28 protein-coding genes are annotated in these 24,427 nt (G+C 66.0%); 18 read left to right on the forward strand and 10 right to left on the reverse strand.

Features of this window, described 5'->3' with window-relative positions; genetic code table 11:
* Position 1 precedes the first annotated feature (1 nt).
* From prfA to EYE40_RS02245, 3 genes are all read left to right on the forward strand, one after another.
* Positions 2 to 1,081: a peptide chain release factor 1 gene (prfA, locus tag EYE40_RS02235; RefSeq protein WP_130980417.1), complete on the forward strand. Its 1,080-nt coding sequence runs from the start codon at positions 2 to 4 to the stop codon at positions 1,079 to 1,081.
* Between the two features lie 19 nt (positions 1,082 to 1,100).
* Positions 1,101 to 1,964 carry a peptide chain release factor N(5)-glutamine methyltransferase gene (gene prmC, locus EYE40_RS02240; protein WP_130980418.1) on the forward strand — a complete coding sequence of 288 codons (864 nt, stop codon included), beginning with the start codon at positions 1,101 to 1,103 and terminating at the stop codon, positions 1,962 to 1,964.
* Positions 1,965 to 2,577: 613 nt separating this feature from the next.
* Complete coding sequence (locus tag EYE40_RS02245; RefSeq protein ID WP_130980419.1) at positions 2,578 to 3,009, forward strand: hypothetical protein; 432 nt, start codon at positions 2,578 to 2,580, stop codon at positions 3,007 to 3,009.
* Between the two features lie 147 nt (positions 3,010 to 3,156).
* Here EYE40_RS02245 and EYE40_RS02250 read toward each other — a convergent pair whose 3' ends face one another.
* Both EYE40_RS02250 and EYE40_RS02255 read right to left on the reverse strand, forming a co-directional pair.
* Positions 3,157 to 3,780: an HAD-IA family hydrolase gene (locus EYE40_RS02250; RefSeq protein ID WP_130980420.1), complete on the reverse strand. Its 624-nt coding sequence runs from the start codon at positions 3,778 to 3,780 to the stop codon at positions 3,157 to 3,159.
* A complete protein-coding gene (locus EYE40_RS02255; protein ID WP_130980421.1) occupies positions 3,777 to 4,391 on the reverse strand; it encodes an HAD-IA family hydrolase in 615 nt (204 codons plus the stop codon). Before EYE40_RS02255 ends, EYE40_RS02250 begins: the two co-directional genes overlap by 4 nt.
* Before the next feature lie 63 nt (positions 4,392 to 4,454).
* On the opposite strand from EYE40_RS02255, the gene EYE40_RS02260 reads away from it, so the two are divergent.
* The 14 genes from EYE40_RS02260 (at position 4,455) to EYE40_RS02325 (ending at position 15,723) form a co-directional block, all read left to right on the forward strand.
* Positions 4,455 to 5,135: an L-threonylcarbamoyladenylate synthase gene (locus tag EYE40_RS02260; protein ID WP_130980422.1), complete on the forward strand. Its 681-nt coding sequence runs from the start codon at positions 4,455 to 4,457 to the stop codon at positions 5,133 to 5,135.
* Entirely contained in the window at positions 5,132 to 6,376 is a 1,245-nt protein-coding gene (locus EYE40_RS02265) for an MraY family glycosyltransferase (RefSeq protein ID WP_130982710.1), read from the forward strand. Before EYE40_RS02260 ends, EYE40_RS02265 begins: the two co-directional genes overlap by 4 nt.
* Positions 6,373 to 6,828, forward strand: coding sequence for a Cg1360 family ATP-synthase-associated protein (locus tag EYE40_RS02270; RefSeq protein ID WP_130980423.1), 456 nt, complete (start codon positions 6,373 to 6,375; stop codon positions 6,826 to 6,828). The genes EYE40_RS02265 and EYE40_RS02270 overlap by 4 nt, the downstream gene beginning before the upstream one ends.
* Positions 6,829 to 6,920: 92 nt before the next feature.
* Positions 6,921 to 7,757, forward strand: coding sequence for a F0F1 ATP synthase subunit A (atpB, locus tag EYE40_RS02275; protein ID WP_420810061.1), 837 nt, complete (start codon positions 6,921 to 6,923; stop codon positions 7,755 to 7,757).
* Between the two features lie 46 nt (positions 7,758 to 7,803).
* Positions 7,804 to 8,040: an ATP synthase F0 subunit C gene (atpE, locus tag EYE40_RS02280; RefSeq protein ID WP_130980424.1), complete on the forward strand. Its 237-nt coding sequence runs from the start codon at positions 7,804 to 7,806 to the stop codon at positions 8,038 to 8,040.
* Between the two features lie 27 nt (positions 8,041 to 8,067).
* Positions 8,068 to 8,625, forward strand: a complete 558-nt coding sequence (locus EYE40_RS02285) for a F0F1 ATP synthase subunit B (protein WP_130980425.1) — start codon at positions 8,068 to 8,070, stop codon at positions 8,623 to 8,625.
* Complete coding sequence (locus EYE40_RS02290) at positions 8,625 to 9,416, forward strand: F0F1 ATP synthase subunit delta (protein WP_130980426.1); 792 nt, start codon at positions 8,625 to 8,627, stop codon at positions 9,414 to 9,416. The genes EYE40_RS02285 and EYE40_RS02290 overlap by 1 nt, the downstream gene beginning before the upstream one ends.
* A gap of 44 nt (positions 9,417 to 9,460) precedes the next feature.
* On the forward strand, positions 9,461 to 11,098 hold the full coding sequence (gene atpA, locus EYE40_RS02295) for a F0F1 ATP synthase subunit alpha (RefSeq protein ID WP_130980427.1): 1,638 nt from the start codon (positions 9,461 to 9,463) through the stop codon (positions 11,096 to 11,098).
* A gap of 46 nt (positions 11,099 to 11,144) precedes the next feature.
* Positions 11,145 to 12,044 carry a F0F1 ATP synthase subunit gamma gene (locus EYE40_RS02300; protein ID WP_130980428.1) on the forward strand — a complete coding sequence of 300 codons (900 nt, stop codon included), beginning with the start codon at positions 11,145 to 11,147 and terminating at the stop codon, positions 12,042 to 12,044.
* Between the two features lie 19 nt (positions 12,045 to 12,063).
* Positions 12,064 to 13,542, forward strand: coding sequence for a F0F1 ATP synthase subunit beta (gene atpD, locus EYE40_RS02305; protein ID WP_130980429.1), 1,479 nt, complete (start codon positions 12,064 to 12,066; stop codon positions 13,540 to 13,542).
* Between the two features lie 2 nt (positions 13,543 to 13,544).
* Positions 13,545 to 13,814, forward strand: a complete 270-nt coding sequence (locus EYE40_RS02310) for a F0F1 ATP synthase subunit epsilon (RefSeq protein WP_130980430.1) — start codon at positions 13,545 to 13,547, stop codon at positions 13,812 to 13,814.
* Positions 13,815 to 13,818: 4 nt separating this feature from the next.
* Positions 13,819 to 14,340 carry a P-loop nucleotide/nucleoside kinase family protein gene (locus tag EYE40_RS02315; protein WP_130980431.1) on the forward strand — a complete coding sequence of 174 codons (522 nt, stop codon included), beginning with the start codon at positions 13,819 to 13,821 and terminating at the stop codon, positions 14,338 to 14,340.
* Between the two features lie 15 nt (positions 14,341 to 14,355).
* Complete coding sequence (locus EYE40_RS02320; protein ID WP_130980432.1) at positions 14,356 to 15,102, forward strand: YaaA family protein; 747 nt, start codon at positions 14,356 to 14,358, stop codon at positions 15,100 to 15,102.
* A 39-nt stretch (positions 15,103 to 15,141) separates the two neighbouring features.
* Positions 15,142 to 15,723, forward strand: coding sequence for a DUF5684 domain-containing protein (locus tag EYE40_RS02325; protein WP_130980433.1), 582 nt, complete (start codon positions 15,142 to 15,144; stop codon positions 15,721 to 15,723).
* Between the two features lie 16 nt (positions 15,724 to 15,739).
* Here the strand turns inward: EYE40_RS02325 and EYE40_RS02330 are convergent, their stop codons facing one another.
* Both EYE40_RS02330 and EYE40_RS02335 read right to left on the reverse strand, forming a co-directional pair.
* The gene (locus EYE40_RS02330) at positions 15,740 to 16,369 is read right to left on the reverse strand and encodes a DNA-3-methyladenine glycosylase I (RefSeq protein ID WP_130980434.1); all 630 of its coding nucleotides are present in this window, start codon (positions 16,367 to 16,369) and stop codon (positions 15,740 to 15,742) included.
* 18 nt (positions 16,370 to 16,387) lie between these two features.
* The gene (locus EYE40_RS02335) at positions 16,388 to 16,903 is read right to left on the reverse strand and encodes a methylated-DNA--[protein]-cysteine S-methyltransferase (protein WP_130980435.1); all 516 of its coding nucleotides are present in this window, start codon (positions 16,901 to 16,903) and stop codon (positions 16,388 to 16,390) included.
* Between the two features lie 111 nt (positions 16,904 to 17,014).
* On the opposite strand from EYE40_RS02335, the gene EYE40_RS02340 reads away from it, so the two are divergent.
* The gene (locus EYE40_RS02340; RefSeq protein ID WP_130980436.1) at positions 17,015 to 18,001 is read left to right on the forward strand and encodes an aldo/keto reductase; all 987 of its coding nucleotides are present in this window, start codon (positions 17,015 to 17,017) and stop codon (positions 17,999 to 18,001) included.
* On the opposite strand, the gene EYE40_RS02345 is transcribed toward EYE40_RS02340, so the two are convergent.
* From EYE40_RS02345 to EYE40_RS02370, 6 genes are all read right to left on the reverse strand, one after another.
* Positions 17,998 to 18,576, reverse strand: coding sequence for a TspO/MBR family protein (locus EYE40_RS02345; protein WP_130980437.1), 579 nt, complete (start codon positions 18,574 to 18,576; stop codon positions 17,998 to 18,000). The genes EYE40_RS02340 and EYE40_RS02345 overlap by 4 nt on opposite strands.
* A 186-nt stretch (positions 18,577 to 18,762) precedes the next feature.
* On the reverse strand, positions 18,763 to 19,326 hold the full coding sequence (locus EYE40_RS02350; protein ID WP_130980438.1) for a YceI family protein: 564 nt from the start codon (positions 19,324 to 19,326) through the stop codon (positions 18,763 to 18,765).
* Positions 19,327 to 19,424: 98 nt separating this feature from the next.
* A complete protein-coding gene (locus EYE40_RS02355; protein ID WP_130980439.1) occupies positions 19,425 to 20,483 on the reverse strand; it encodes a hypothetical protein in 1,059 nt (352 codons plus the stop codon).
* Positions 20,484 to 20,570: 87 nt separating this feature from the next.
* On the reverse strand, positions 20,571 to 21,659 hold the full coding sequence (locus EYE40_RS02360) for a hypothetical protein (RefSeq protein ID WP_130980440.1): 1,089 nt from the start codon (positions 21,657 to 21,659) through the stop codon (positions 20,571 to 20,573).
* Between the two features lie 18 nt (positions 21,660 to 21,677).
* Positions 21,678 to 23,036 (reverse strand): NAD(P)/FAD-dependent oxidoreductase, encoded by a 1,359-nt coding sequence (locus tag EYE40_RS02365; RefSeq protein WP_240034680.1) that lies wholly within the window; start codon positions 23,034 to 23,036, stop codon positions 21,678 to 21,680.
* A complete protein-coding gene (locus EYE40_RS02370; protein ID WP_130980441.1) occupies positions 23,021 to 24,400 on the reverse strand; it encodes an aspartate aminotransferase family protein in 1,380 nt (459 codons plus the stop codon). The genes EYE40_RS02365 and EYE40_RS02370 overlap by 16 nt, the downstream gene beginning before the upstream one ends.
* Positions 24,401 to 24,427: the final 27 nt, after the last annotated feature.

Genomic DNA, 24,427 nt, shown 5'->3' on the forward strand with positions numbered 1-24,427 from the left:
CATGTTCGAGTCCGTGCAGGGGCTCCTGGAGGAGCATGAAGCCCTCCAGGAGCAACTCGCCGACCCCGAGCTGCACTCGGATCCGGCGCGCTCCAAGAAGGTCAACCGGCGCTATGCCGAGCTGAGCCGGATCGTGGCCGCGTACCACGAGTGGCGCCAGCTGACGGATGACGTCGAGGCCGCGACCGAGATGGCCGCCGACGACGAGTCCTTCGCTGCCGAGCTGCCCTCGCTCGTCGAGGATCTCGCGAAGGCGGAGGAGATCCTCCGCCGCCTGCTCATCCCGCGCGACCCCAACGACGCCCGCGACATCATCATGGAGATCAAGATGGGTGAGGGTGGCGCCGAGTCGGCGCTCTTCGCCGGCGACCTCCTGCGCATGTACCTGCACTACGCGGAGTCGAAGAAGTGGAAGACCGAGATCATCGAGCAGACCTCGAGCGACCTCGGCGGCATCAAGGACGTGCAGCTCGCCATCAAGGGCAACTCGAGCGATCCCGCCGAAGGTGTGTGGGCGCACCTCAAGTACGAGGGCGGTGTGCACCGTGTCCAGCGTGTGCCGGCGACCGAGTCGCAGGGACGCATCCACACCTCGGCGGCCGGCGTGCTCGTGTTCCCCGAGGTCGACGAGCCCGAAGAGGTCGAGATCAGCCAGAACGATCTCAAGATCGACGTCTACCGTTCGAGCGGCCCCGGTGGCCAGTCGGTCAACACGACCGACTCCGCCGTGCGCATCACCCACCTTCCGACCGGAATCGTCGTGGCCATGCAGAACGAGAAATCGCAGCTGCAGAACCGTGAGGCAGGAATGCGCGTGCTGCGCGCCCGCATCCTCGCCCGGTACCAGGAGGAGGCGGACGCCGAGGCATCGGCCTACCGCAAGACGCAGATCCGCACCATGGACCGCTCCGAGCGCATTCGCACCTACAACTTCCCCGAGAACCGCGTCGCCGATCACCGCACCGGCTACAAGGCCTACAACCTCGACGCCGTGATGAACGGCGCGCTCGAGGCTGTCATCCAGTCGTGCATCACGTCCGACGAGGAAGCCCAGCTTGCCGACCTCGGTTCGGACAACTGACCGCGCGCTGCCCGCCGCCATGACCCAGACCACGATCACCGAGGTACTCGAGCGTTCTACCGAGTCCCTTCAGCGCGCCGGGATCTTCGGAGCCCAGGTCGACGCCGAACTGTTGATCGGGCACGTGCTCGGCCTCAGCAGGGGTGGTGTGCAGGCGCGGGTCGCGACATCCTCGCCCCTGAGTGTCGACGACGTGATCACCGTCTCGGAGCTCGTCGAGCGGCGAGCCGCGCGCGAACCGCTGCAGCACATCACCGGTCGGGCGCCGTTCCGGTCGATGGAGCTCGCCGTCGGCCCCGGAGTCTTCGTGCCACGACCCGAGACCGAGACCGTTGTGCAGTTCGCGATCGACGCCCTACGCGCCGTGCCCGGGTCGCCGATCGGTATCGACCTCGGGACCGGTAGCGGAGCCATCGCCCTGGCCATGGCAACTGAGGTGCCTCACTCTCGCGTATGGGGTGTCGAGGTATCGCCGCGCGCGTTCATCTGGACGAAGCAGAACTTCCGCGAGAGCGGCGCCACGAACGCGACGCCGATCTTCACCGATCTCGCCATCGCACTGCCCGAACTGGATGGCACGGCCGACGTCGTGATCTCGAATCCGCCGTACATTCCGCTCGGTGCGATTCCTCGTGACCCCGAGGTTCGCCTGCACGACCCCGAGATCGCACTCTACGGCGGACCGGACGGTCTCGACGTGGTGCGCCAGGTCTCGACGACCGCCCTGCGCCTGCTGCACGCGGGCGGCACCCTGGTGCTCGAGCACGGCGAACTTCAGTCCGCCGCGATCACCGCCCTGCTCCGCGAGGACGGCTGGCTCGCCGTCGCCTCACACCGCGACCTCCTCGGCCGCGACCGCGCGACGACCGCCCTGCGGCCCTAGCTCCCTCCTTCTTCACCCAACCAACAAGAATTGCTCCACAACACTCCGGTTGGCGCACTTTTCCACAGTTCGGCACGCTGGCCGCACGTAAGGCTCCCGTTCTCGACATGGTCGTGGGATGCCCCGTCGCGTCGATCTCCCCACTCAGCTCCTGGGACTCCCGTTCGTTACCGCCCAGGCGCGTATGGGCGGGGTCGGGTACGGCCGCACGCGGAGCTCTGATCTGGGCGCTCCGTTCCACGGTGTGCGCGTGCCGGCCGATCGCGAGCCCGTGGGTTCCCCCGAAGCCGCCGCGCTCCGGCGTGTGTCGGATTACGCTCCCCGTCTGCGCCCCGGGCAATTCTTTTGTGAGCTCACGGCTCTTGTGTTGTGGACCGGACTGGTGGCCTACTCCCGCCGCAATGAGTCGGCACTGCACGTGGGAGCAAACGAGCCTGCCTGTCCACCACAAGCCCGCGGCACTCGTCCGCACTATTACTCGGGATTGGACATCCATCGAGTTGCGGGGGTGCCCGCGTGTTCGCCCGTCCAGGCCTGGTTGCAATGCTGCGTCTCGCTCCCGATACCCGAACTGGTGGTCCTGGGCGATGCCCTCCTGCGGCGAAAGAACCCCTTGACCACGTCGGACCGTCTCGCCGCCGCAGTACGGGCCCGCGGCTCGCGTCCCGGAGCTCGATCGGCACGACAGGCGCTTGCACAGATCCGACCGCGCACTGACTCGCCCAGGGAGAGCGAGCTTCGACTGCTCATCGCCCATGGCGGCCTCCCGGAGCCGGTCGTCAATGCAGCAATCACCGACGCGCGCGGAGCATTTCTGGGATTCGGCGATCTGACCTACCTCGAGTACCGCACAATCGTGGAGTATGACGGCGAGCACCACTTCGGCCTGGATGCGCAGCGGGTGCACGACCTCGACCGGGTCGACCGCTTTCGTCGAGCAGAGTGGCGCGTCATCCAGATACACCGATTGCATCTCGCCGGTGACGGGGCGCCTGCCCTAGCCCTTATCCGCGAGGGTCTGATCGCGGCTGGCTGGCGTCCGTAGCCCACCGGTAGAAAATGCTCCAAAACTCTCGCGTTGGAGCACTTTCTGCTGGTTGACGAGCTGGCGGGTGCGCTCAACCCGTGAAAAGTGCTCCACAGGCGCGAGGTTGGAGCATTTTTCGCTGGTTGGGTGAGGGGCGGGGAGCGGCTAGACCCGCGCCCGCGTTGCCGCGAACGACTCGATAGCGGCGAGCATGCCCGCAGCCGACCCGTAGTGGTACGCCGTGATGCCGATGCTGCGGGCGCCCTCGACATTGACTGTCATGTCGTCGGCGAAGAAGGCGTCGTCCGCGTCGACACCGTAAGCGTCGAGCACCGATTGGAAGACGGCCGGGTTCGGCTTGCGCGCCCCGTAGTAGCTCGAGGTGAACAGGTGCTCGTCGCCGAACAGCTCGACGAGCTCGGGGGCCAGGGTGCGCAGGTGCTTGTGCGCGAGGGCGCCGTTGTTGGTGAGGAGCGTGACCTGTCCGAGCTCGGAGGCGCGGCGCACCGCGGCCAGGGCCTCGGGCCGTGCGGTCATCGCCGCTGCCCGAACGCGCACCCACTCGTGCTCGTCGATGGGCTGGCCGAGCGCGGTCTCGACGGCCTCGAGGTACTCCTCACCCGTGCGGTACACGCCGGCCTCGGCGGCCCACTCACCCTTGTCGTGCCACCAGCGCTGGCGCAGCTGGTCGAGCGAGAGTCCGGTCATGGCCGTCATGCCGGTCATGCGGGTACGCCAGTCGTAGTCGTAGAGAACGTCATCCATGTCGAAAATGAACAGCAGGGTCATCGGGTTCTCTCCGCGAAGGCGGCCATGGCGGCGTCGAGGCCGTCGACCGAGGTGAAGTGGTGCGCGTGGATGCCGATCGAGCGCGCACCGAGCACGTTCTCGAGCGAGTCGTCGGCGAAGAAGGTATCCGCAGCCGCGAATCCGTAGCGGTCGAGGGCGCGTTCGAACGCGAGCGGGTCGGGCTTGCGCACCCCGAGCTGGCAGCTGACCAGTCGGTTGTCGCCGACCAGCGCGCAGACGTCGGGGGCCAGGCGGGGGAGTGCCTCGGCGAACGGTGCGGGGTTGTTCGACATCAGCGAGACGGTGCCGAGCGAGGCGGCTCGAGCCACGGCCGCGACACTTCCGTCGATGCGGGTCATCGCAAGAGACCGGGCGTCGGCCCATTCGTCGAGGCTCAACCGGCGTCCACCAGTCACCCTCGCGAACTCGTCGAGGTACTCGTCGGCGGTCGGCCATTCCCCGCTCTCGGCGCGGCGCTCGTAGCCGGCAGCCCACCACGAACTCGCGAGGCGGTACTGCGAGACACCGGTCAGGCGGGCGAACTCGGGGAGTCGTCGGCGGAAGTCGTACTGGTACAGGGTCTTGTCGAAGTCAAAGAGGTAGAGGTTCACGGCACTTCAACGCTACAGCGCTCAGGGAGTTCTCCCCGCCCGGGCCGGTATCATAAACGGGACATGGCGACCATCTACGACTGCTCGAACGACGCCGAGCTGCTGACCGGCACCCGGCTCGCGCGTCTCACCATCGGCAAGGGCGGGCTCATCGTCATCCCGACCGACACGGTCTACGGCATTGCCGCCGACGCCTTCAACCCGGAGGCCGTTGCGCGCCTCCTCGCTGCCAAGGGCCGCGGCCGCCAGTCGCCGCCGCCCGTGCTGATCCCCGGAATCCCGACCCTCGACGCCCTCGCCGAGACGGTACCCGACGAGGTGCGCGCACTCGTCGACGTGTTCTGGCCCGGCGGGCTGACCGTCATCCTGCCCGCCCGCTCCTCCCTCGCCTGGGACCTCGGCGAGACCCGCGGCACCGTCGCACTGCGCATGCCGTCCAACCGCATCGCCCTGGAGATCCTCTCCGAAACCGGCCCCCTCGCCGTGTCGAGCGCGAATCTCACCGGTGAACCCGCCGCGATGACCGCACAGGACGCAGAGAGGATGCTCGGCGCCAGTGTCACCGTCTACCTCGACGACGGCCCCGCCGGTGTGAACTACGGCGGCGCAGAGCCCGGCACCGGATCAACGATCGTCGACGCGACCGGCCTGCTCACGCCCGAGGGGAAGCTCAGGATCGTGCGCCACGGCGTCATTCCGGACTCGGAGATCATCAGGATCGTGGGGGAGGAGAAGTGCGCATAATCTTCTACGTCCTCATCACGGTCATCGCGGCGGTCGTCACCTACGCGCTGGCCTGGGTCGTGCTCAAGCTCAGCCACCGCTACCGGCTCTACCCGAAGATCCGCGAGCGCGACATGCACTCGCGCCCCACCCCGCGCCTCGGCGGCATCGCGATGTACCTCGGTATTCTCGTGGCCCTCGCGGTCGCCTGGCAGCTGCCGCAGCTGAGCCTCATCTTCTCGGACCCCCCGAAGATCTGGGGCATCCTCGCCGCCTCGCTCATCATCGTGCTGATCGGTGTCGCCGACGACATCTGGGACCTGGACTGGATGACGAAGCTCGCCGGCCAGGTCATCGCCGGATGGGTGCTCGCCGCCTCCGGAATCCAGATCTTCACGCTCCCGATCGGGGGAGTGATCATCCTCTCGCCGACGATCTCGCTCATCATCACGGTTCTCGCCGTTGTGCTCGTGATGAATGCGATCAACTTCATCGACGGCCTCGACGGCCTCGTAGCCGGCGTCGCCCTCATCGCCAACGGCGTGTTCTTCATCTACAGCTACAAGCTCGCCTTCGAGACCGGCCAGTCGCAGTACTTCAACCTCGCCTCGCTCATCACCGCGCTGCTCATCGGCGCGTGCATCGGCTTCCTGCCGCTCAACTTCCATCCGGCGAAGATGTTCATGGGCGACGCGGGCGCTCTGCTCGTCGGCCTGCTCATGGCTGTCTCCGCCATCTCGGTCACCGGCGATGTCGACCCCGCGTTCCTCGACCGCCCCGACGTGTTCAGCGCGTCGCTGCTGCCCGCGTTCATCCCGATCCTGCTGCCGTTCGCGGTGCTCGTCGTGCCGTTACTCGATTTCGGCCTCGCCGTCATCCGGCGCCTGCGGGCAGGCAAATCGCCGTTCGCCGCCGACCGGCTGCACCTGCACCACCGCCTGATGGACATGGGCCACAGCCACCTGCAGTCGGTGCTCATCTTCTACGCCTGGACCGCTGTCGTCGCCCTCGGCTGCCTGTCGTTTATGTTCGTGCCCGCCGTCTGGGCCATCAGCCTCACGCTCGTCGGGGTCGTGGCCTGTGCCGTCGTCACCTTCGGGCCGCTGCGCCGTGGTGGCAAGCCGCGTCCGATCGATGGACTGACGGATGAAGCGATCACCGAGCTCGCCGAGGAGAAGTCGTCCGCGGTCGAGCTCGACGCCGTGGACAGCACCCTGGATTCCCCGAACACCACCCCCGCCCCGAAAGGCACAGCATCATGATGTCGTCCCCCGTTCTGTCGCGCGCTCTCAAGTACGGGGGAGTGCTCACCCTGTTCATCGCCCTGGCGGGCTCGCTCGTCGGATCCCTCGTGGCCGGAACCCCCGGCCTGGTCAGCGCTCTCGTCGGGGCGGGCCTGACGGCATTCTTTATGGGGCTCACCGCCGCGAGCATCCTTCTGGCAGGCCGCCTCGCGAAGGACGAGGATTCGAGCGCTCTGTTCTTCGGCGTGGTGCTCGGAGCCTGGTTGCTCAAGTTCGTGGTCTTCATCACCATCCTCGTGCTGCTGCGCAACCAGCCGTTCATCGACCCCATCGTGATGTTCGTCTCGATCCTCGCCGCGGTGATCGGGAGCCTGACCGTGGATGTTCTCGCCTTTGTGCGCGCTCGCGAGCCGTATGTCGGCGAAATCACCCTGCCGGGTCCGCAATCCAGCCGCTCAGACCACCCCTGAGGTACAAAGGTCGGCCTAACTCTTGATAGGGTTGACCTGCACAACACCCCCAGTTTTCATCGCCGCGTGTTCCCCACGCCCCGATCTTGGAGATCGCGCTGCTACACCACGCTTTCGGCCTGCTTCTCCCTTTCGCCACTGACGACGAGTCCGGCGAAGGGGGATTCCACGGTCCCTCACTAGAAGAATTCACGCCCCCGTCGCTGTTCGGAATTCTCGAAGGTACGCCGCTCGAGATCAACCGCCTCATGCTGATCAGGTTCCTGGTCGTCGTCGTGATCGTGCTGCTGTTCTGGCTCGCCACCCGCAACATGCGTGTCGTTCCCGGTCGCGGCCAGTCTGTGCTCGAGATGGCCATCGACTTCGTGCGCGTGAACGTGGTCGAGCAGGCACTCGGCAAGAAGGATGGCGCCCGCTACGCGGGGCTGCTCATCAGCATGTTTTTCTTCATCACATTCATGAATATCACCGGCGTGATACCCGGCCTCAACCTGGCCGGCACCTCCGTCATCGGTATGCCGATCGTGCTCGCGCTCGTGTCCTACGGAGCCTTCCTCTACGCGGGAATCAAGAAGCACCCGGGCACCTTCTTCAAGTCCTCGCTCTTCCCGCCGAACGTTCCCTGGTACCTGTACCTGATCGTGACGCCGATCGAGTTCCTCTCGACCTTCATCCTGCGCCCGGTCACGCTCGCCATTCGTCTTCTGATGAACATGGTCGCCGGCCACATGCTGCTCGTGCTGTGCTTCTCGGCCACCTCGTTCTTCCTCTTCACCGCTGGCGGCATCTTCGGCTTCTTCAGCATCGGAACCCTCGCCTTCGGCTTCGCCTTCACGATCTTCGAGATTCTCGTCGCCGTGCTGCAGGCTTACGTCTTCACATTTCTCACCGCAACCTACATCCAGCTCGCGCTGGCTGAAGAGCACTAATCCGACTCGGCATCCGCCAGTCGACCATCACGGAAGGAACCCACACGTGGACCCCATTACGACAGTTGCTGAACTCACCGGCAACATCGCACCCCTCGCATTCGGCGTCGCAACCATCGGCCCCGCGATCGGCGTAGGCCTGGTCGTCGGAAAGACCGTCGAGTCGGTCGCCCGCCAGCCCGAACTGCAGGGTCGCCTCACCGGCCTGATGTTCCTCGGTATTGCATTCACCGAGGCGCTCGCGTTCATCGCCATCGCCGTCGCGTTCATCCCGTTCCCGTAAGCACCCCACAGAAATTAGGAGGCAGGAATGCTTAACGCAATCCTGATCGCCGCTGCGGAGACCGAAGCGGTCAACCCGCTGCTCCCCGCCAGCTACGACATCCTGTGGTCGGCGGTGTGCTTCGTCGTCATCGTCGGTTTCTTCATCTGGAAGGTGCTGCCGAACGTCAACAAGACGCTCGACGCCCGTGCCGACCTCATCGAGGGTGGCATCAAGAAGGCCGAGAACGCCCAGGCCGAGGCCGACGCTGCTCTCGAGGAGTACAAGAAGCAGCTCGCCGACGCGCGTGCCGAGGCCGCGAAGATTCGCGAGCAGGCACGTCTCGACGGAACAGCGATCCTCAACGAGCTCAAGGAGCAGGCCACGGTCGACTCCGCTCGCATCGTCGCCAACGCACAGGCCCAGATCGAGGCGGAGCGCCAGAGCGTTGTCGTCTCGCTGCGTGCCGAGGTCGGATCGCTCGCGATCGACCTCGCCTCCGGTGTCATCGGTGAGAGCCTCACCGACGACAAGAAGGCTGCGGGCATCGTGGACCGGTTCCTCGCGGAGCTGGAAGCCGACGAGAAGGCTAAGGCGGCCAAGTAGTGGGATCGGCAACGAGAGAAGCACTCTCCGCATCGCGCTCGGCTCTTGCCACGCTCGGTACGAAGGGCGGACTGGCCGTGGGCCAGGAGCTGCTGGCCGCGGGTCGCGTCATCGGCGATTCCGCACCCCTGCGTGCGGCTCTCGCCGACCCGTCCGCACCCGCGGACGCGAAGAAGTCGATCATCACCAACGTCTTCTCGACGCTCAGCACGGGCGCTCGCGACCTGCTGTCCACGGTCGCGGAGAACCGCTGGTCGAATGACGACGACCTGCTCGCCGGCATCGAGGAGCTCGGTTTCCGTGTTCTCGCCTCGTCCGCGGGCACTGCGCCCATCGAGGCGGAGCTGTTCACCTTCGGCACCGCGGTGAGCTCGGACCCCGAGCTCGAACTCGCCGTCAGCAGCAAACTCGGCTCGAACGCGGCGAAGGTCGCGCTCGTCGAGACCCTGCTCGGTTCCAAGGCGAGCGCGCAGACGATCGCGATCGTCGGTCACCTCGTGCAGCAGCCGAGAGGCCGCCGCATCGCCGAGCTGCTGAGCACAGCGGCATCCATCGTCGCAGACCAGTCCGGACTCAGCATCGCCACGGTCACCACCGCGACGAAGCTCGACGCCGCTCAGCTCGACCGTCTCGGCAAGGGGCTCGCCAAGAGCTACGGCCGTGAGCTGCGCATCAACCAGGTCGTCGACCCCACCCTCCTCGGTGGAGTGCGCGTGCAGATCGGTGACGACATCATCGACGGCAGCGTCGCTTCGCGACTCAAAGAACTTCGACTTCAGCTCGCTGGCTAGCGCGCGAAGTCCTTACCAGCAGACTTTCCACGAAAGAGGAACAAATGGCAGAACTCACCATCAGCCCCGCTGAGATCAGCGCGGCGCTGAAAGACTTCGTCAAGGCGTACGAGCCCGGAAAGGCCTCGAAGACCGAGGTCGGTTACGTGACGGATGCCGCAGACGGCATCGCGCACGTCGAGGGCCTCCCGGGCGTGATGGCCAACGAGCTCATCAAGTTCGCCGACGGCACCCTCGGACTCGCGCAGAACCTCGACGAGAACGAGATCGGTGTTGTCGTCCTCGGTGAGTTCAGCGGAATCGTCGCCGGTATGGAGGTCACCCGCACGGGTGAGGTCCTCTCCGTGCCCGTCGGCGACGGCTACCTCGGTCGCGTCGTCGACCCGCTCGGCGCCCCGATCGACGGCCTCGGCGAGATCGTCTCCGAGGGCCGCCGCGCCCTCGAGCTCCAGGCTCCCGGCGTTATGTCGCGCAAGTCGGTGCACGAGCCCATGCAGACCGGTATCAAGGCCATCGACGCCATGATCCCGATCGGTCGCGGCCAGCGCCAGCTGATCATCGGTGACCGCCAGACGGGTAAGACCGCCATCGCGATCGACACGATCATCAACCAGAAGGCCAACTGGGATTCGGGCGACGTGAACAAGCAGGTTCGCTGCATCTACGTCGCCATCGGCCAGAAGGGCTCCACGATCGCCGCCGTCAAGGGCGCGCTCGAAGACGCCGGAGCACTCGAGTACACGACCATCGTCGCCTCGCCCGCCTCTGACCCCGCAGGCTTCAAGTACCTCGCCCCCTACACCGGTTCGGCCATCGGCCAGCACTGGATGTACGGCGGCAAGCACGTTCTCATCATCTTCGATGACCTGTCCAAGCAGGCAGAGGCCTACCGCGCGGTATCCCTGCTACTGCGTCGCCCGCCGGGACGCGAGGCGTACCCCGGTGACGTGTTCTACCTGCACTCGCGTCTGCTCGAGCGTTGCGCCAAGCTGTCCGACGAGCTGGGCGCCGGCTCGATGACCGGTCTTCCGATCATCGAGACCAAGGCGAACGACGTCTCGGCGTACATCCCGACCAACGTGATCTCGATCACCGACGGCCAGATCTTCCTGCAGTCCGACCTCTTCAACGCCAACCAGCGCCCGGCGGTCGACGTGGGTATCTCGGTCTCGCGTGTTGGTGGCGACGCCCAGGTGAAGTCGATCAAGAAGGTCTCCGGAACCCTGAAGCTCGAACTGGCCCAGTACCGTTCGCTGGAGGCATTCGCGATGTTCGCATCCGACCTCGACGCGACCAGCCGCCGCCAGCTTGCTCGCGGTGCACGCCTCACCGAGCTGCTGCGCCAGCCGCAGTACTCGCCGATGCCCGTCGAGAAGCAGGTCGTCTCGATCTGGGCCGGTACCAACGGCAAGCTCGACGAGGTTCCGGTTCAGGATGTGCTGCGGTTCGAGACCGAGCTGCACGACTACCTGGCCCGTAACACGAAGGTCCTCGACACCCTGCGCGACACGAATGTTCTGGATGACGACACCGCGAAGGCACTCGATGCCGGCGTCGACCAGTTTAAGCTCGAGTTCCAGACCGGTGAGGGCAAGCCGCTGGCTTCCGTCGGCTCCGAGCAGTTCGAGGAACTGCCGGCCGAGGACGTCAACCAGGAAAAGATCGTCAAAGGCAAGCGCTAAGCGCTCCCTCGACATCACACACTCGTAAAGACACAGGAAGAGAAACATGGGAGCGCAACTTCGGGTCTACCGGCAGAAGATCAAGGCTGCCCAGACGACCAAGAAGATCACTCGGGCCATGGAGCTCATCTCCGCTTCGCGCATTCAGAAGGCGCAGCAGAGGGTGGCGGCTTCAGGGCCGTACTCGCGCGCTGTGACGCGCGCGGTCTCGGCTGTGGCGACGTTCTCGAACGTCGACCACATCCTCACGACCGAGCCGGAGAAGGTCGAGCGCGCAGCGATCGTCATCTTCACGTCCGACCGTGGTCTCGCCGGTGCCTTCAGCAGCAACGTGCTCAAGGAAGCCAACGAGCTCGCCGCACTGCTGAAGAGCCAAGGCAAGGACGTCGTCTACTACATCGTCGGTCGCAAGGCCGCAGCCTTCTTCTCGTTCCGCAAGCGTGCGGCCGAGGAGATCTGGACGGGTGACACCGAGAAGCCCGAGTTCGAGCGAGCTCAGGCGATCGGTGAAGCCGTAGTGGCCAAGTTCCTGCAGCCGGCGAGCGAGGGCGGCGTGGACGAGATCCACATCGTCTACAACCGCTTCGTCAGCGTGGTGACCCAGGTTCCCGAGGTCGTTCGCCTGCTGCCCCTCGAGGTGGTCGAAGGCGTCGATGCTCCGGATTCGACGGATATCCTCCCGCTGTACGAGTTCGAGCCGGAGGTCGGGGACGTTCTCGACGCACTCCTGCCGGTTTACATCGAAAGCCGCATCTTCAACGCGATGCTGCAGTCAGCGGCGTCCGAGCATGCGGCACGCCAGAAGGCAATGAAGTCGGCAAGCGACAACGCCGACAAGCTCATCAAGGACTACACCCGACTCGCGAACAACGCTCGCCAGTCGGAGATCACCCAGCAGATTTCCGAGATCGTGGGCGGCGCAGACGCCCTGAGCTCGGCTAAGTAACACGGACAGGAAGAGAAACATGGCTACCGCAACGAAGAAGGCACCCGCTAAGTCGGCCGTTGTCGCCGGAGTCGGCCGCATCGCCCGGGTTACCGGTCCCGTTGTCGACATCGAGTTCCCGCACGAGTCGATCCCCTCGATCTACAACGCGCTCAAGACGACGATCACCATCGACGGTGAGTCGAACGAGATCACGCTCGAGGTCGCACAGCACCTCGGCGACGACCTCGTCCGCGCCATCGCGCTCAAGCCGACCGACGGACTCGTCCGCGGCCAGGAGGTGCGCGACACCGGCGAGGCGATCTCCGTGCCCGTCGGTGACGTCACCAAGGGCAAGGTCTTCAACGTCATCGGTGAGATCCTCAACGCCGACGCCGATGGAACCATCAACGGCGAGAAGATCGAGATCACCGAGCGCTGGCCCATCCACCGCACGCCCCCGCCCTTCGACCAGCTCGAGTCGAAGACCGAGCTCTTCGAGACCGGCATCAAGGTCATCGACCTCCTCACCCCGTACGTCCAGGGTGGAAAGATCGGACTGTTCGGTGGTGCCGGTGTCGGCAAGACCGTACTCATCCAGGAGATGATCCAGCGCGTTGCGCAGGACCACGGTGGAGTGTCCGTGTTCGCCGGTGTCGGCGAGCGCACCCGTGAGGGCAACGACCTCATCGCCGAGATGGACGAAGCAGGCGTCTTCGACAAGACAGCCCTTGTCTTCGGACAGATGGATGAGCCGCCGGGAACGCGTCTCCGCGTCGCCCTCTCCGCACTCACGATGGCCGAGTACTTCCGCGACGTGCAGAAGCAGGACGTTCTGCTCTTCATCGACAACATCTTCCGTTTCACGCAGGCCGGTTCCGAGGTGTCGACCCTTCTGGGCCGTATGCCTTCCGCCGTGGGCTACCAGCCCAACCTCGCGGACGAGATGGGTGTCCTGCAGGAGCGCATCACCTCGACGCGTGGTCACTCGATCACGTCGCTCCAGGCGATCTACGTCCCGGCCGACGACTACACCGACCCCGCGCCGGCTACGACGTTCGCCCACCTCGACGCCACGACCGAGCTTTCCCGTGAAATCGCGTCGAAGGGCCTCTACCCGGCCGTCGACCCGCTGACCTCGACCTCGCGTATCCTCGACCCCCGCTACCTGGGCGCCGACCACTACCGTGTTGCCACGAGCGTCAAGGCGATCCTCCAGAAGAACAAGGAACTCCAGGAGATCATCGCGATCCTCGGTGTTGACGAGCTCTCCGAAGAGGACAAGATCACCGTCTCGCGGGCACGTCGCATCCAGCAGTTCCTGTCGCAGAACACCTACATGGCGAAGAAGTTCACCGGTGTCGAGGGCTCGACGGTTCCGCTCAAGGAGACCATCGAGTCGTTCGATGCGATCGTCAAGGGTGACTTCGACCACGTGGCCGAGCAGGCCTTCTTCAACGTCGGTGGCATCTCCGACGTCGAAGAGCAGTGGGCGCGCATCCAGAAGGAGAACGGCTAACCATGGCCGACGCTTCAGCGCTTACGGTGAGTGTCGTCTCGGCCGACCACGAGGTGTGGTCCGGCCAGGCGAAGCAGATCATCGCACGCACCACAGAGGGCGAGATCGGCATCCTGCCCGGTCACGAACCGATCCTCGCCATTCTCGGCGCGGGTGAAGTTCGGGTCACGGGCACGGATGGCGTGGTCATCACGGCGAACGCCACCGACGGTTTCCTCTCGGTCGAGCACGACACCGTGACGATCGTGGCCCGCAACGCAGAACTGGTCTAGGTAGATGCTCGTTGCGATGGCGGGTCTTCCCGGCACCGGGAAGAGCACTATTGCCGAACTCGTGGGCGCCCGGCTGCACAAGCCGGTCGTCTCTGTCGACCCCATCGAGTCGTCGATCCTGCGCGCGGGCATCGACGGCGACCAGCCGACCGGCCTCGCCGCGTACCTGGTGGCCGAGACGCTCGCCGAGTCGATCATCCGATCCGGCCGTGGTCTCATCGTCGACGCCGTGAACGCCGTGCTGCCCGCTCGCGAGCAGTGGGTAAACCTGGCGAACTCGCTCGACGAGCCGCTCAAGTTCATCGAGGTCATCTGCTCCGACGTGGAGTTGCACAAGTCGCGACTGGCCGCCCGCAACCGCGAGCTGCCGCACATGGACGAGCCGACCTGGCACGCCGTGGAGCAGAGCCTCGACGAGTACGCGGAATGGACCGGCCCCAGTGCCCTCGTGCCGCGCCTCGTATTGGATTCCGTCGAGCCGCTCGGCGTGAACGTCGAGCAGGCGCTCGCGTTCCTCGCCGAGTAGCCGAGCACCGCCGCAGTGCTGGTTCTGCTTCCCCCGTCCGAGACGAAGCGTGACGGTGGGGACGAGGGTTCGTCCCTGGACCTCGCCGCGCTCTCCTTCCCGCAGCTGACCGCCGCGCGCAAGCCGGTGCTGAGCGCCGTGAAGTCGCTTTCCCGCAACCTGTCCGAGGCGTCAGCCGCACTTGGCCTGAGCGCCGCGCAGCGTTTCGAGATCGACCGCAATCGCGCGATCTCGAAGTCGCCGACCATGCCGGTGATGGACCGGTTCACCGGGGTGCTCTACGACGGTCTCGCCGCCACCGAACTCGAGGACGCGCCCCGCGAATGGCTCGCGAACCACGTGGTGGTGCACTCGGCGCTGTTCGGGTTGTTGCGCGCGGGCGACCGCATCCCGGCATATCGCCTGTCGCATGATTCGCGTCTCGCCGGCCTGCCCCTCAAGCGGCACTGGTCGTCGAGCATTGCTGCGGCTCTCGAGGCGCACGACGGGCTTATTCTCGACCTGCGCTCGGAGTCGTACGCGAGCCTCGGCCCGGCGCCCGTCCGTGAGAACAGCGTCTACCTGCGCGTCGTCACCGAGGGCCCCGACGGCACGAAGCGTGCGCTCAATCACTTCAATAAGAAGGGCAAGGGCGAGTTCGTGCGTGCCCTCGCCCTGTCGGGCCTTTTTCACGAGGATGTCCCGTCCCTGCTGTCCTGGGCCGACACCCGAGGCATCCGGCTCGCCGCCGGCGCTCCCGGCGAGCTCGAGCTCACCGTTTAGCAGTCCCACCCACGCAGCACACACCAGATCGGATCTGCCATGAACGACTACGACTACGACGGGTACGAATCCGACTATTCGGGACCGGTCGGCGCGATGCTCGGGATCTTCCTGGTCGTCTACCTGGTGGCCCTGGCCGTTTCCTTTGCAGTCGCCTATGTGGCGACCGGCATCAGCCTCGGCGCCCTGTTCCGCAAGACCGGTGTGGAGCAGTGGAAGGCCTGGGTGCCGATCTACAGCACCCACGAGTGGCTGCGGCTGGGCGGCCAGAACGGCAACTGGGCCTGGTTCTCCCTCATCGGGGCGGGCATCGTGCCGTCGATCTTCCTGTTCATCGGCATGCACTCGACCGGCAAAGCGTTCCGCAAGGACACCGGCTTTCTGATCCTCGGCATCCTGCTGCCGATCGTCTGGATCTGCATCCTCGGCTTTGGTAGGGACCGCTACGAGCCGGAGCTCATCGCGCAGGCCGGCCTGTGCCCGCCGTACATCGGTCACGGCGCGGTACCCGAGGCGGCGTACACGCAGCCGCAGTATCCGGCGCCCGCGCAGCAACAGCCCGCGCAGCCAGCACCACCCACGCAGCCGGCGGCGCCCACCGCGCCTCCGGCCCAGGACTAGTCCGCGTGCGGCACCGCTAGCCCAGCTCCCACGGCGGCGGCTTCCAGCAGTTGGCGGAGTGGTCGTCGACCATTCCCGAGGACTGCATCAGGGCGTACAGCGTCGTTGGCCCGACGAAGCGATAGCCGAGTGTGCGCAGGGCCGTGCTCATCGCCGTCGATTCGGCGGTGACCGCGGGCGCCTGGGCATAGGTCGTGGGTCGAATTGTGCGCCGTGACGGCGCGAAGCTCCAGAGGAGTTCGTCGAGGGCGCCAGGGTGGTCCCGCACCAGCTCGAGCGTGATGGCGGCGTTGGAGATGGTGGCGAGGATCTTGGCGCGGTTGCGGATGATGCCGACGTCGAGCATCAGCCGCTCGACGTCATGCTCAGTCATGGCGGCGATCGCCTCGATATCGAAGTCATGGAAAGCCGCGCGGAAGCCGGGGCGGCGCTTGAGGATGGTGATCCAGGAGAGGCCCGACTGGAAGCCCTCGAGCGACAGCTTCTCGAACAGTGACCGGTCGCCGTGCAGCGGAGTGCCCCACTCTTCATCGTGGTAGCGGAGGTATTCCGGATCGCTGCCGCCCGCCCACGCGCAACGCGCGCGCCCGTCGGCGCCGGTGACGACGCCGGGAGCGCTCTGGACCGCAGGAGTGTCGATGACCATGGTTAGACCTTGTGCCCGTCAAACACGGTGCTCGATGCCCTCATGATCGAGCAGCCACACCTTGGTCGGGATGCCGTTGCCCCCGCTGTACCCGGTGATGCGATTGTTCGAGGCGAGGATGCGATGGCACGGCACGATGATCGGGATCGGATTCGCCCCGACGGCCCCACCCACGGCACGACCCGCGGTGGGCCGTCCGGTCGCGAAGCCGACGCTGCCGTAGGAGGCGACCTCGCCGAACTCGAGTTCGCGCAGCTGCTGCCACACGGCCTGCTGGAATGCCGTGCCGACGAGGGTCACGGGCAGGTCGAAGTCGTGGCGCTCGCCCGCGAAATATTCGCGCAGCTGCACGGCCGCGGCCTCGAGCACGGGGCTCGTATTCTCGGGCAGGTCGTCGTGGGGCAGGGTGCCGTCGCGCTCGATGGAGAGCGAGATGATGGAGGTCTGGTTGGCGAGTACCTCGATGCGCCCGATCGGGCTGTCGACGCGGATGAGGTGCGCCGGCGCTGCTGTGGTGATGGTTCGAGTGGACATAGCTAGAACTGTAGCCGCGACCCACGACCGCCCTCTGGCACTTTTCGGACATCGGGGGAGAGCGCCCCGTCCAAGGGAAATGTGAAGGACAAGACGGCCTACGATCGAAGAATGACGATCGAATTCCGCAACCTCGGCCGCTCCGGACTCCGGGTTTCCACCATCGGCCTCGGCTGCAACAACTTCGGTCGCGCGGGCACCGCGAGCGAGACGCAGGAAGGCACGAACGCGGTTATCGACGCCGCGATCGAAGCGGGCGTGACCCTGTTCGACACGGCCGACATCTACGGCTCGGAGCGCGGCCTCAGCGAGTCACTGATGGGCAACGCGCTCAAGGGCAAGCGCGAGCGGATCGTGCTCGCCACGAAGTTCGGCATGGACATGGCCGGCACGAACGGGCCTGACTGGGGAGCGCGCGGCTCGCGCCGCTACATCCGCCTCGCCGTCGAAGCGAGCCTGACCCGCCTGCAGACCGACTGGATCGATCTCTACCAGCTGCACCAGCCCGATCCGCTGACCCCGATCGAGGAGACGCTCGCGACCCTTGACGACCTCATCACGGAGGGCAAGGTGCGCTACATCGGCCACTCGAACCTGGCCGGCTGGCAGATCGCTGAGGCCGAGTACCTCGCGGCAATCGGCGGCCACCCGAAATTCGTGAGCGCGCAGAACGAGTACAGCCTGATCGTGCGCGACGCGGAGCGCGAGGTGCTGCCTGCCGTGAACGAGTATGGGCTCGGCTTCCTACCGTTCTTCCCCCTCTACAACGGCCTGTTCACGGGCAAATTCTCTCGCGCGGGTGGCCCCGCCGACAGCCGCATCATGATGATCCGGTCCCACCTGCTCGACACCGCACCGTGGGACGCGATCGAGTCGCTCGAGGCCTTCTCCGCCGCGCGCGGGATTACGATCCTCGACGCGACGTTCGCGTGGCTGCTCGCCCAGCCCGGTCTCACGAGCGTGATCGCGGGCGCAACGCGCCCCGAGCAGATCGAGCAGAACGCCGTGGCGGCCTCGAAGTGGACTCCGACGCCCGAGGAGGTCGCCGAGATCGGCGCCCTCTTCCAGCCTGCCGCCCAGGAGCAGCCTGCCGCCTAGGAGTTCAGGATCGCGAGCGCACCATTGAGCGTCGTCGCGAACAGCACCCAGGCCCAGTACGGCACGAGCAGCCATGATGCGACCCTGCTCACCGGCCAGAACGCGAGCATCGTGAGCAACACGGCCACGTCGAGCAGCACGATGATGACCAGTGCGATCCACAAGGCCGGCGCGCCGATGAACGGATAGGCACCGAAGAAAACGGGCGTCCAGATTGCATTCAGCACCAGCTGGATGACGTAGAGCGCGAGAGCGGACTGGCGGGGCGAGGTTTCCCTCGGTCGCAGGCTCCCTCGGCGCTGGGGTCGCGCGATCGCTGGCGCGATCGTCTGAGCTCCACCGCGCCATACCAGCCACGCCGCAACACTTATCAGGGTGTAGAGCAGGGTCCAGACCGGGCCGAAGATCCAGTTCGGCGGATTCCACGAGGCCTTCTCGGCAGTGGAGTACCAGCCGTCAACATTCTCGATCGTGGACAAGCTGCCGAAGGCGGCGACGCCGAACGAGATGGCAAGAAACGCGACGAGCACGAGGGCGGAGCGCGTTCGGGAGGGGCGGTTGACTGTGGTGGTCATCAGAGGGCTCCTCGATTCGATCCTGTTCCCGGGGTCTGGAGAACCCTTCCCACTGTAGAACTCGGCCGCCCGGCGGGGGAGGGCTTGCGCGATTGCCGGTGCACGCGCAGCAACGCGAAACGGCCGGCCGGGCATCCCGCGCAGAAAAGATGCGGGGATGGCCGACCGGCCGTGGGGTGCGGGGAACTACGCGGCGGGCTGCAGAACGACCTGGAGCTCGATGTTGATGCTCACGTCGTTGCCGAGCGTGAGGCCACCGGCCTCGACTGCTGCGTTCCAGTTGACGCCGAACGCGGTGCGGTCGATCTTGGTCGACGCGGAGGCGCCGGCCTTGGTCTGGCCATAGCCGTCGGTGGTGATTCCACCAAACTCGCCCTTGAGCACAACGCTCTTGGTAACGCCGCGAAGGGTCAGGTCGCCGGTGAGCGTGAAGTCGTCACCGTCGGCCTCGAAGGCGGTGGAGACGAAGTCCATCGTGGGAAACTCCTCGACGAGGAAGAAGTCGCTCGTCTTGAGGTGACCGTCACGGTCCTTCTGGTTCGTGTTGACCGAGGCGACGTCGACGGAGGCGACGATGCTGTTCTTGGTCGGGTCTTCGTTGGTGACGATGGTCACGTCGAAGCTCTCGAAGAAGCCGCGCACCTTGCTGATGGCGAGGTGACGCACGGAGAAGGAGATCTCCGAGTGCGTGGGGTCGAGCTTCCAGGTGCCGGCAACGAAGTCGGGGCGGGTTTCAATTGAAGTAGTCATAACACCATGCAAGCGCATTGAAAGGGAGGTTATTCCCGAAATTGGTGACGTGTCACTAAAATTTTTCCGACGTTAACATTCGTTGCTCTCGTTGCGCGCTATTCGACGTCTGTGTCCGTGCGGGGCTCGATGTTCAGACCCTCGTTCAACTCGGCCGCCTGCGCGTTGAGCGCTTCGAGTTCGACCCGCTTCTTGTCGTAGATCTTCTCGCGTGCCTTGATGCTCGCGAAGTTCTTATCGAGGGCCGCCTGGCGCGCGATGATCGCATTGCGTTCGGCGTTGAACTGCCCGGCGCTGCCGAAGTCGCCGCTGTCGGCGCGACGGTTGAAGCCCTCGATGTCGCGATTGAGCGAGTCGTAGCCCGCCTCGTAGTCGACGACATCCGCCTCGATGCCTTCGCGCAGCTCGGTGAGCTCGGCGATGAGCGCGTCCGATCGCTCCTGAATGTCCACGAACACCGCGTGCGACTTCAGGTGCAGCGCCACGAGCGCCGCGCGGTCGCTGAAGTACTCCTCGTAGTAGGTCTCGAGCGCCGCGGGGATCCCCGCGACCTCGGTGCCGATGATCGAGTGCAGCTCGTTGAGTTTCTGGCCCGGCTCGAGCGTCGCGTAGACCGCCATCCGGGTGGTGAAGTCCTCGTCGTCGGACATGCTCGCGGCGGCCTCCTCGAGAAGGGGAGCCACCGCATCCCTGTCGTCCTGGCTCATCCGGGCCCATGCCGCGTGCAGCACCTCGTGCGAGGCGACGACCTCCTCGATGCCGTCGAGCCGGTCATCCGTGACATCGAACAGCAAAATCGATCGGATCGAGGGGATGTAGCAGCCGAGCACCCCAACGCCCTCTTCGTGCGAGGAGCATGCCTCGTTCAGCGTTGTGGATGACGTGATCTGCGGCTCGCTCGCCTTGAACAGGAAGGCAGCTCGATCCGTCATCGTGGCGCGCTCGATGTAGGCGTCGATCTCGGCGGGCGTCTCGTAGTTCCACACGGTGATCAGGTCGCGGATGTTGTCGCGCTGCATGAACGCCGTGATCGACGACGCGACGATGAGCGCGACGACGAGCACCGCGGTGACCACGGGCCAGAGGGGTCGTTTACCGACTGGGATCGGGGGCAGCGGCTCTGCTGGGGGGAACTCGGGGGCTGCGTACAGGCTCATGGTGATTTTCTGCCGCTCCGCAGACCGACGCGGTCGGTGAGAGGCACCACAATTCTCGCAGCAATCCCGCCCAGCGGAAAATGCCGTCTAGAAGTCGCTCTCGCGCGGCACGATATTGAGCTCCTTGTTCAGGGCCTCGGACTGCGAGTTGAGCTCCTTGAGGTCGGCGATCAGGCCGTCGTAGACCTTCGATCGCTTCTGGATCGAAGTGAAGAGCTTCTCGAGCTTGATCTCGCGCAGGATCAGCGCGTTGCGCTCGGCGTCGAACTCCCTCTGGTTCGTGAAGCCGTAAGCGTTGTTCTTCGCGTTGAAGCCGGCGACGGCCTTGTTCAGCTTGTCGTATCCGGTGTTGTAGCTCTCGTAATCGGCCTCGATCTCGTCGTAGAGCGTGTCGAGCTGTTCGACGAGGGCGGTGGTGCGTTCCTCGATGTCCTTCAGTACTGCCTCCGAGGTGACGTGCAGGTCGACCACGATGGAGCGGTCGGTGAAGTACTCCGCGTAGTGCTTCTCGAGAGCGGGCGAGATGTCTTCCAGCTCCGTGCCCACGATCGAGTGCAGCTCGTTCAGGCGGGCACCCGGCTCGACGCGCTCGTACAGCTCCATTCGAGCCGTGAACGCCTCGTCGTCCTCGCGCTTCTCCGCCTCTGCCTCGAGCAGCGGCTCCAGAGCCGTCCGGTCGCCCCGGCTCATCCGGTGCCAGGCCGCGTGCAGCATCTCGTGGGAGGCGACGACCTCCTCGACGCCGTCGAGTCGCTCGTCGGTCACGTCGAAGAGAAGGATCCCGCGGGTCGTGGGCAGATAACAGCCGAGCACACCGGTGCCCTCCTCGAGGGCGCCGCAGGTGTCGTTGAACTCGGTGGGCCCGGCGATGACCGGCTCACTCGCCTTGAACAGGAACTCGCCGCGGTCGCTCATATCGGATCGGTCGATGTAGCCGACGATCGTCTTCGACGGCTCGTAGTTCCACACGGTGAAGAGGTCGCGGATGTTCTCGCGCTGCACAACCGCGACGACCGCTCCCACGATGAGCAGGAGGAACACGGTGCCGCCCGCGATGACCGGTGCGAGCCAGCGGCGGCGCTTCGGCGTGACGGGAGCGACTGGTTCCGCGACAGGCTCAGGCGGGGGGAACGCCGAGGGCGCGGCCGGCGGCGGGTACTCGGGGGGAAGGCTCACGTGATCTCCATAGCTGTGTCAGTGCCCGACGAGCGGCGCCATCAGTCTTGCAGCAACCGACGGCCTTCGAGTAACCCGCTCCTCGGCGTCGGCCACGGTCATCGCGAGCAGCCCCAGGTTGGATCCGATGAAGCGCAGAGGCTCGGGCTCCCAGCGCGGCGACGAGTGGTTGACCCACGGGAGGGCGGTGAGTTCGGTGTCGCGACCCGTGATCAGGTCGGCGAGCGTGCGGCCGGCGAGGTTCGTGGTGCTGAGGCCGTCGCCGACGTAGCCGCCCGCGCGGGCGATGCCCGTCGATGCCTCGAGGCTCGCCGTGGCGTGCCAGTCGCGCGGCACACCGAGAGGCCCGCCCCAGGTGTGGGTTATCGCGGCATCCCGCGCCTGGGGGAAGAGGTCGACGAGCGTGTTCCGCAGGTGTTCGAACACGCGCGGCACCCGGTCGTACTCGGGGCGGATCGCGCTTCCCCAGTGGTAACGGGCGCCGCGTCCGCCGAACGCGAAGCGGTTGTCGGCGGTGCGCTGCCCGTAGATGAGCAGGTGCCGGAAGTCGGTGAAGGTCTGGCCGTGGGCGATGCCGATCTCGTCCCACAAGGCGTTGGGCAGCGGCTCGGTCGCGATCATCAGCGAGTAGAGCGGGAGCACTGCACGCCGGGTCTGAGCCAGGGTCGCGCCGTAGCCCTCGGTCGCCACGACGACGAAGTCGCATTCGAGCGTTCCCCTGGTGGTGGCGACCGAGTGCGGCGCCCAGTCGAGCACCTCGGTGCCCTCGCGGATCTCGACGCCGTGCCGCTCGAGCACCCGGGCGAGACCGCGCACGAGCTTCGCAGGGTGCAGGCGCGCACAGGCCGGGTCGAGCGTCGCGGCGAGTGCGCCGCCCGGTGCGTCGTCGAGCAGCGTGATCGCGTCGACGCCGTAGCGCGCCGCCTCGGCGACCTCGCCCTCGGCCGCGCGCAGCTGCACGGCGCTGCGCGCCATCGAGATCGTGCCGCCCTTGGCGAAGTCGCAGTCGATTCTCTCGGCGGATGCCACGCGCCCGACCTCATCGACGGTGTCGACCATCGCCTGCCGCATGGCGAGTGCCGCCTGCCGCCCGTGGGCGCGTTCGAGCGCTGCCGTGGAGGCCGGGAACAACGCCGAGCACCAGCCGCCGTTGCGCCCCGAGGCACCGAAGCCCACGATCTCCTTCTCGAGGATCGTGATCCGGATGCCCGGCGCTCGCTCGAGCAGGTAGTACGCCGTCCACAGCCCGGTAAGGCCCCCGCCGATGATGGCCACGTCGGTGCGGCCGTCCCCGGGCAGGGGAGCGCGCGGCTGGAGCGAATCCGGCACCGAATCATGCCAGAAGCTCAGGCCGCGGTAGTTCAGAGTCGTGTCCACGCCTCGGTGAGCACGCCGCGCAGGATGCCCTCGATCTCGTCGAACTCGGCGGGCCCGATGGTGAGTGGGGGAGCGAGCTGGATAACGGGGTCGCCGCGGTCGTCGGCGCGGCAGTACAGGCCCGCGTCGTAGAGGCCCTTGGAGAGGAAGCCGCGCAACAGGCGCTCCGACTCGTCGTCGTTAAAGGTCTCCTTGGTGTCCTTGTCCTTCACCAGCTCGATTCCGAAGAAGTAGCCGTCGCCGCGCACGTCGCCGACGATGGGCAGGTCCTTGAGCTTCTCGAGCGTCTGGCGGAAGATCGGCGAGTTCTCGCGCACGTTCTCGTTGAGCTTCTCCTCCTCGAAGATGTCGAGGTTGGCGAGCGCGACGGCGGACGACACGGGATGACCACCGAACGTGTAGCCGTGGTAGAACGCCGTGGTGCCGTGGCGGAAGGGCTCGTAGATGCGGTCGGAGATGATGGTGGCGCCGATGGGCGAGTAGCCACTCGTCATGCCCTTCGCGCAGGTGATCATGTCGGGCTCGATGCCGTAGGTGGTCGAGGCGAACATGTTGCCGATGCGGCCGAACGCGGTGATGACCTCGTCAGCGACCAGGAGCACGTCGTACTGGTCGCAGATCTCGCGCACTCGCTGGAAGTAGCCGGGCGGGGGCGGGAAGCATCCACCACTGTTCTGAACCGGCTCGAGGAAGACGGCGGCGACCGTCTCGGGGCCTTCGAACAGGATCATCTCCTCGATGCGGTTCGCGGCCCACAGGCCGAACTCGGCCTCTGAGCCCGTGAAGCCCATCTCGGCCGCGCGGTAGTAGTTGGTGTTCGGCACACGGAAGCCACCGGGGGTGATGGGTTCGAACATCTCCTTCATGGCAGGGATGCCCGTGATCGCGAGTGCGCCCTGAGGGGTGCCGTGGTACGCGACATTGCGCGAGATCACCTTGTGCTTGGTGGGGCGCCCCTGGAGCTTCCAGTAGTACTTGGCGAGTTTGAAGGCCGTCTCCACGGCTTCGCCGCCGCCGGTGGAGAAGAACACGCGGTTCAGGTCGCCGGGCGCGTACTCGGCGAGCCGGTCGGCCAGTTCGATGGCGTTGGGATGCGCGTAGGACCAGATCGGGAAGAAGGCGAGTTCCTCGGCCTGTTTGGCTGCGGCCTGTGCCAGGCGCTTGCGACCGTGACCGGCGTTGACCACGAACAGGCCGGAGAGCCCGTCGAAGTACTTCTTGCCCTTGGAGTCCCAGATGTGGTGACCGTCACCCTTGACGATGATCGGAACGCCGTGCTCCTCGAGCACCGACTGGCGCGAGAAGTGCATCCAGAGGTGGTCTTTGGCCTTCCGCTGGAGGTCTGCCTCGTTGTACTCGGTCATGATTTCACTGCGCTTTCGTGTGGAGGG

Origin of the sequence: Glaciihabitans arcticus, assembly GCF_004310685.1 — a bacterium.
GTDB classification, from domain to species: domain Bacteria; phylum Actinomycetota; class Actinomycetes; order Actinomycetales; family Microbacteriaceae; genus Conyzicola; species Conyzicola arctica.

Coding starts and splice junctions, on each gene's coding strand:
- prfA (WP_130980417.1), top strand. CDS start 2: ATGTTCGAGTCCGTGCAGGGGCTCCTGGAGGAGCATGAAGCCCTCCAG.
- prmC (WP_130980418.1), top strand. CDS start 1,101: ATGACCCAGACCACGATCACCGAGGTACTCGAGCGTTCTACCGAGTCC.
- EYE40_RS02250 (WP_130980420.1), bottom strand. CDS start 3,780: ATGACCCTGCTGTTCATTTTCGACATGGATGACGTTCTCTACGACTAC.
- EYE40_RS02260 (WP_130980422.1), top strand. CDS start 4,455: ATGGCGACCATCTACGACTGCTCGAACGACGCCGAGCTGCTGACCGGC.
- EYE40_RS02270 (WP_130980423.1), top strand. CDS start 6,373: ATGATGTCGTCCCCCGTTCTGTCGCGCGCTCTCAAGTACGGGGGAGTG.
- EYE40_RS02285 (WP_130980425.1), top strand. CDS start 8,068: ATGCTTAACGCAATCCTGATCGCCGCTGCGGAGACCGAAGCGGTCAAC.
- atpA (WP_130980427.1), top strand. CDS start 9,461: ATGGCAGAACTCACCATCAGCCCCGCTGAGATCAGCGCGGCGCTGAAA.
- EYE40_RS02300 (WP_130980428.1), top strand. CDS start 11,145: ATGGGAGCGCAACTTCGGGTCTACCGGCAGAAGATCAAGGCTGCCCAG.
- atpD (WP_130980429.1), top strand. CDS start 12,064: ATGGCTACCGCAACGAAGAAGGCACCCGCTAAGTCGGCCGTTGTCGCC.
- EYE40_RS02310 (WP_130980430.1), top strand. CDS start 13,545: ATGGCCGACGCTTCAGCGCTTACGGTGAGTGTCGTCTCGGCCGACCAC.
- EYE40_RS02315 (WP_130980431.1), top strand. CDS start 13,819: ATGCTCGTTGCGATGGCGGGTCTTCCCGGCACCGGGAAGAGCACTATT.
- EYE40_RS02325 (WP_130980433.1), top strand. CDS start 15,142: ATGAACGACTACGACTACGACGGGTACGAATCCGACTATTCGGGACCG.
- EYE40_RS02330 (WP_130980434.1), bottom strand. CDS start 16,369: ATGGTCATCGACACTCCTGCGGTCCAGAGCGCTCCCGGCGTCGTCACC.
- EYE40_RS02335 (WP_130980435.1), bottom strand. CDS start 16,903: ATGTCCACTCGAACCATCACCACAGCAGCGCCGGCGCACCTCATCCGC.
- EYE40_RS02340 (WP_130980436.1), top strand. CDS start 17,015: ATGACGATCGAATTCCGCAACCTCGGCCGCTCCGGACTCCGGGTTTCC.
- EYE40_RS02345 (WP_130980437.1), bottom strand. CDS start 18,576: ATGACCACCACAGTCAACCGCCCCTCCCGAACGCGCTCCGCCCTCGTG.
- EYE40_RS02350 (WP_130980438.1), bottom strand. CDS start 19,326: ATGACTACTTCAATTGAAACCCGCCCCGACTTCGTTGCCGGCACCTGG.
- EYE40_RS02355 (WP_130980439.1), bottom strand. CDS start 20,483: ATGAGCCTGTACGCAGCCCCCGAGTTCCCCCCAGCAGAGCCGCTGCCC.
- EYE40_RS02370 (WP_130980441.1), bottom strand. CDS start 24,400: ATGACCGAGTACAACGAGGCAGACCTCCAGCGGAAGGCCAAAGACCAC.